The sequence below is a fragment of the Duganella sp. Leaf126 genome (assembly GCF_001423125.1).
In the GTDB taxonomy this organism is placed as follows: domain Bacteria; phylum Pseudomonadota; class Gammaproteobacteria; order Burkholderiales; family Burkholderiaceae_D; genus Rugamonas.
This window is the reverse complement of sequence record NZ_LMNW01000017.1, coordinates 1-5,630: the sequence shown is the minus strand read 5'-3', so window position 1 is coordinate 5,630 and position 5,630 is coordinate 1. Positions and strand designations below refer to the sequence as shown.

Below are 5,630 nucleotides of genomic sequence, written 5' to 3'. Positions count from 1 at the left end.
GCCGCCGTGATCGCCAACGCCGGCGTCAACGGCACCACCGGCCTGGCCGCCGGCCACGACCTGAATCTCAAGACGGTCGACATTGCATCGAGCCATGATGTGGTGCGCAATGCCGACAACTACAGCAAGCAGAGCATGGCGAGCGAGGTGGGGAGCCAGATTACCGGGGCGGGGGATGTGTCGTTGAGGGCGGGGAATGATCTGGTCGCCAAGGCCGCCAAGGTGGAGGCTGAGGGCAAGCTGGAACTGTTTGCCGGAAACGATATCAGTGTCCTCAATGGCGTGGAGACGGAGCGTACCGACACTGCCAGCAAGGTCAAGAAAAAGGGTACATTCTCCAGCAAGACCACGGTCACGCGCGATACGGTGGAAACCAGTTCCGCCCTGGGTTCGTCGCTCAGTGGTGCAGCGGTCACTATCGCTGCCGGCCATGATCTGACCGTGGCGGCATCGTCGGTGCAGGCGCAGGACGCCCTGAACCTGCTGGCCAAAAACGATGTCTCGATCGGTGCTGTCGGATTGGCGAGTGCCGAGAGCCACACCAGGGATGTCAGGAAGAGCGGCAGCTTTGGCTTGAGCAAGACCAGCATCGCGCAGGCGGACGCCACTACTGCCACCAACGTCTTCGTCAGCTCCGTTGCTGGCGGCGCAGTGACAGTGCAGGCCGGTCAGGACATCGGCATCGCGGGCAGCCACCTGACTGCCGAGAATGCGCTGAGCCTTGATGCCGGTCGCGATTTGCTGATCGGCAGTGTAGGCCAGTCAGGATCCGAACAGCACAGCTACGAGAAAAAGAAAAGCGGCTTTTCGTTCAATGTCACCAGCGGAAATCTCGGTTACAGCAAGCTACAGGATCAGACCGCCGGAAAAGACCAGACCCTGACGCAGATCGGCAGCGAGCTGAGCGCTGGCAGCCTCGTCGCCGTCAGTGGACGGGACGCCGCCATCAGCGGCAGCAAAATTGTCGCTGACAATGACCTCGTCATTGCAGCCGGTCGCGATTTGACGATCACCAGTGCGCAAAACACCAGCGATGGCGCATCGTCGAGCAGCAGCACCAAGTCTGGCTCGATCGGCACCCGCTTCCAGCCAGCAATCGGCACCGTGAAGACCACCCAGGACAGCAAGTTCGACAGTGTGAGTCAGGTCGGCAGCCAGGTTGCCAGCCTGGGCGGGGATGTCAAGTTGAAGGCGGGGAAGAACTATACGCAGACGTCCAGTGATGTGCTGGCGCCTGAGGGCGACATTAGTATTCTTGCAAACAAAGTACTGATTAACGCCGCCACCAATATCAATAACAGTACCGACCATACGACATATGCCAAGACGGCAATTGGCGGCACGGTCACCGCCCCGGCTGTCGAAGCCATCAAGAGTGCGGCTGGTATGGTCAAGGCTGCCGGCAATACCAGTGATTCGCGCATGCAGGCATTGGCGGCGTTGAACGCTGCCGGATCTCTCAGCAGTATGCCAACGTCGCTGGCTGCCGTTCAGAATGCGGGCGTTCACGTCAGCCTCAGCTTGGGTAACTCCAAGAGCGAGAGCAATACTGTGCAGGCCAGCCAGACGGCGATCGGATCCAGCGTTTCTGCTGGCGGTAACGTCAACGTTACGGCTAGTGGTGCAGGCAAAGAAAGCGACGTGATTATCGCGGGGGGTGAGCTCCAGGCAGGCAAGGAAGTCACGCTGGCAGCGGACCATGACGTCAACTTGCTGGCCTCGACCAGCACAGCCAGCCAGCACAGCACGAATAAGTCCAGTGGCTCAAGTGTCGGTATCGGGTTCGGCATAGGCGGCACGTCGAATGGCTTCACGATTGATCTTGCAGCCAGCCAAGCTCGTGGCAAAGGAGATGGCGACGATCGCAGGTACACGAATACCCATGTCAATGCAGGAGAAAAGGTGACTGTGGTGAGCGGTAATGACACCACGTTGAAGGGAGCAGTGGTCACAGCAGTGCAGGTTGTCGCCGACATCAAGGGCAATTTGAACATAGAAAGTCTTCAAGACAGCAGCAAATTCGACAGCAAACAATCCAGCTCAGGAGTCAACGCCAGTATTTGCGTACCGCCGTTCTGTTATGGCGCCAGCACGGTTGGTACCAGCGTCAGCAAATCGAAGGTCAGTGGCGATTTTCTGTCGGTTCTCGAACAGAGCGGTATCAAGACCGGTGATGGCGGCTTTCAGGTCATGGTGGGCGGTAACACTGCGCTAGTTGGCGGCTTGCTGAGCAGCAGCCAGCAAGCTGTGGATGCAGGCCGTAACGTAGTGACGACGGGCAGCCTGACGGCGAGCGATTTGCAGAACAGAGACAGCTTCAGTGCCAGCGGCTATGCATTCTCGGGATCAGTGTCTGGCAGCGGCGCCAAAGAGTCGGATATTCCCGACGAAACTAAAAGAAATCTCTCGGAAGAACAATTAAAAGCGGCGACTGCGGACGGGAAGCCTGGCGCCAGCGCAGGCTTCGGTTCGGTTAGCGGTAGTCAGACTAGCACGACAGCCAGCGCGATCAGCGGCGGCTCAGTGTCCATAACCGATGCCAGCAAACAATTGGCGACGGGCAAAGACACCCAGGCAGCACTGGCCTCCATTGACCGCAGCGTGACCACTGAAAGCATGGCAACCACCGATGCACTTACCAAGGGCTGGGACGCAAAGGCGCTGCAGCAAGAGGTTGATGCGCGGGTAGCTATTACGCAGGAATTCAGCAAGCAGGCGCCGAAGGCAATTGCCGACTATTCCGACAAACAGATTGCCGAGATCGATCAGAAACTCTTGTCAGAAACTGATCCACTGAAAAAGGCCGAATTGTTGGACGAGCGAAAGAGCTGGTCCGAAGGCGGGACATATCGCGTCGCATTACACACCGTGAGTGGGGCGTTGACGGGGGGCGTTAGCGGTGCGTTGGGAGCAGGCGGAGTAGCAAGCATGGCGAACCAGATGGAAAAGCTACAGAGTTACGCACGACTGGCATTGGAAGATCGGGGATATAGTCCCGAGAGCGCCACCGTGCTCGCTCAAGGACTGGCGGAGCTTACGTCTATTGGAATAGGTGGAGCGGTTGGCGGCGTAGCAGGTGCAGCGAACTCGGTTGCTGTTGATACAAATAACCGGCAACTGCATCCGAAGGAGATCGCCTGGATTGCTAAGAATGCAACTGCCTTTGCAAAGGAACTTGCAGAAAAACTTGAGCGTCCTGTAACCGCCGCGGAAGCAATGTCCCTGTTGACAACCGCGGGCGAAGCCAACGTCGATAAGCTGGCGATGACAGCAATGGAATTGACTCTCGGTCCAGCCACCATGGAAGAAACTCGAGCGTATTTTGCCGCTAAGCAGTATATTGCGGGGAATGCAAAAGGAATCGAGTTTACTGACGATAGTGGTGTCTCACAGAAGATGTTGGTCGCAAAAACCAGCGATTTCTACAACGGTATGGTCTACCGCCAGTACAACAATGACGCGAACTATCGGGAATTTTTCTGGAAAACCACGGGCGAAAATTTAAAACCGGATAATCCGACCCCTGGTGAACTGCAAATCTATAATGAAAGGGAAACGACAAGACTAATCGCAGCTGCTAAGGGGTTTTCCGTCGGTGCACTAGTTGGGGGAATTGGTGCAGTGGCTGGGAAATGGGCACTTCGCCCTGGAACCTTAACAGCAAGCCCAGCCACAGTCATGGAAGGCCAAACAAACACAACTTTCTCTAGTGGTGCTGTGAGTGAGGGAGGAAAGACGGTAACTCTCTATCGCGTGGATGATGTCGGCTTTGCTCAGCGTATTGCAGCTGACGGCACAGTCCCAGTGGTGACTACAGCTTCGGGAAGTGAGCGTACTTTGTTTGTTAATATCGGGCAGCCGCTTAGAGCGCAAGAATTTGCTTTGGTAAATAGAAAGGGGGACGCCATCGTTACTGCAGTCGAGGTCGATTTTTCCTTCCTTGAAAAGTTACGGGCAACTGCTGTATATGACAAAGGCGACTCGGTTAAAGCTAATCCGACGGCACCGTTGAAGGTGGATATAAACCGGGCTCCGGATCAATTTGGTCTACGAACGGCGGAACAGATTCAGTGGTTGAGGGAGGCGATTAAGCCTAATACTACACGAATCGTTGATCCTAAAACATTGCATTGAAAGGAAATGGATTTGACTAAAGTATTTATTATTCCCTTCCACGTAAAGAGATTGAAACAGTCATCGATTATGCCCAATGATCTTTCAGGCGCATATGTAAGTTGTTACTCGACGGGAAGGGATTATATTGAGGCCACAGAGAAATCATTAAAAAAACTCTCTGGAGACGGACTGTATCCTGAGGAAATCATGCAGCCCATCTATGAGATGGTTTCAGAAAACTGGACCCAACACGTCGGCGAAATGTGGCCCGACCAGGCAGAGTCTATGATTAGTCAGGCTGACTTCGAAGATATTGTACAGGGGGGCGGTGTGGTGTACGGGCCGTTTGGCTCATATGCGTAGCAAATACGGTTGTTCTGCTGGGAGTTTTGCTTTTGCATCGATAAATCGATTTTCTAACACGAGACAATGAATTTCGTGCGCCAGTGGTGTTACATCACTAATTTGGCTAATCCACTGGCTCGTATAGAACTTCACCGCCTCCTTGCTCAACCCCATCTGAATGGCACGGTGCGCTTGCGGACGAAGCAGTAAGTCCCGTTCCGGATCCCATTGGATGCGGACCGGTGCATTCTCTTTGACTCGCTGCCATTCTTCCATTGCCATTGATTCGTCGGGGTGGCTGGGACAGGAGTGAGCAAGCGCCCACTCGAAGCCTTCACGCGAAATATCAATTGCCAAGATACGGGCTTGCCCAGGATCTTTCAGTCCCCATCCAGATCGATACATCATCCATAGAAACGACGGCTTTATCCACGTCATTCGGTCCATTTTGAACGGCGGAGAAGTGAACGTGCCGGTTGTTAACGCAGCTTCGGCGATCTCTTTAGAATAGGCTTGATACACACGAATAGTACTTTCGTCGTAGGTAGCCCTGATCTGTCGATGAGGGATTGCTGATGTTTTTTCGATATGGAATTGCATCATAACTAATATAGTTTGGCGGACGCCAGTAGATCGATAATTTAATTTGTGACCGGGAGCAGGCTAAGTTCCGCACGGTTTGAATGGATAAAATTCAGACAGGATAGACCCAATTGTAGTTGATCGGTGGCTCCGGTGGTGCTTTAGGGGCACGCCTAACTGCTGAAGCGTTACCTAACTTAGGCTACCAGGCAACCACGCGTGCAGCACCTCGGCAAGCCGGCCCCACCACCGGCGCCACCGCCACCAACGTCAACGTCTGGCTCAACACGGTGGGCAACAACGCCGGTCCGGTCGCAGGTGTCAGTGCGAGCCAGGGACAGGCGGCCGGCAGCGTCGGTGCTGTCAGCGGCCCCGGCGCCATCAATGGTTCCGTCGCCAGCGGCACCGCCGTTACCGGTTCGGGCGCAGCTGCCGCGCAGGGCGCCGGCGTTGCCAGCAATGCGGGAGCGCTCGGCGCGACAGCAGCGTCGAGCATCAACGTCAAGGCTGTCAGCACCGCAGCGGCTGTCAGCGGCACCGACCGCGCCGGACAGATTGCGCAGACCGGCAGCAGCAGCGCCGTCGCC

The 5,630-nt window shown here is 55.6% G+C and carries 3 protein-coding genes and 1 pseudogene; 3 read left to right on the top strand and 1 reads right to left on the bottom strand.

Annotated features, from left to right (window positions below):
- Positions 1-6: 6 nt before the first annotated feature.
- Together ASF61_RS11280 and ASF61_RS11275 are read left to right on the top strand one after the other, a co-directional pair.
- Positions 7-4,134, top strand: a complete 4,128-nt coding sequence (locus ASF61_RS11280; protein ID WP_056155592.1) for a hemagglutinin repeat-containing protein — start codon at positions 7-9, stop codon at positions 4,132-4,134.
- 6 nt (positions 4,135-4,140) lie between these two features.
- Positions 4,141-4,479 (top strand): hypothetical protein, encoded by a 339-nt coding sequence (locus tag ASF61_RS11275; protein WP_200919846.1) that lies wholly within the window; start codon positions 4,141-4,143, stop codon positions 4,477-4,479.
- Here the strand turns inward: ASF61_RS11275 and ASF61_RS22755 are convergent.
- Positions 4,468-5,064, bottom strand: coding sequence for a DUF4291 domain-containing protein (locus ASF61_RS22755; RefSeq protein WP_229205806.1), 597 nt, complete (start codon positions 5,062-5,064; stop codon positions 4,468-4,470). The genes ASF61_RS11275 and ASF61_RS22755 overlap by 12 nt on opposite strands.
- Positions 5,065-5,180: 116 nt before the next feature.
- On the opposite strand from ASF61_RS22755, the pseudogene ASF61_RS11270 reads away from it, so the two are divergent.
- Positions 5,181-5,630 (top strand): annotated as a pseudogene (locus ASF61_RS11270) (hypothetical protein); the annotation flags it as partial.

What these genes read in the sequence shown, in the direction of transcription:
- ASF61_RS11275 (WP_200919846.1), top strand. Translation starts at nt 4,141, where the DNA reads ATGGATTTGACTAAAGTATTTATTATTCCCTTCCACGTAAAGAGATTG.
- ASF61_RS22755 (WP_229205806.1), bottom strand. Translation starts at nt 5,064, where the DNA reads ATGATGCAATTCCATATCGAAAAAACATCAGCAATCCCTCATCGACAG.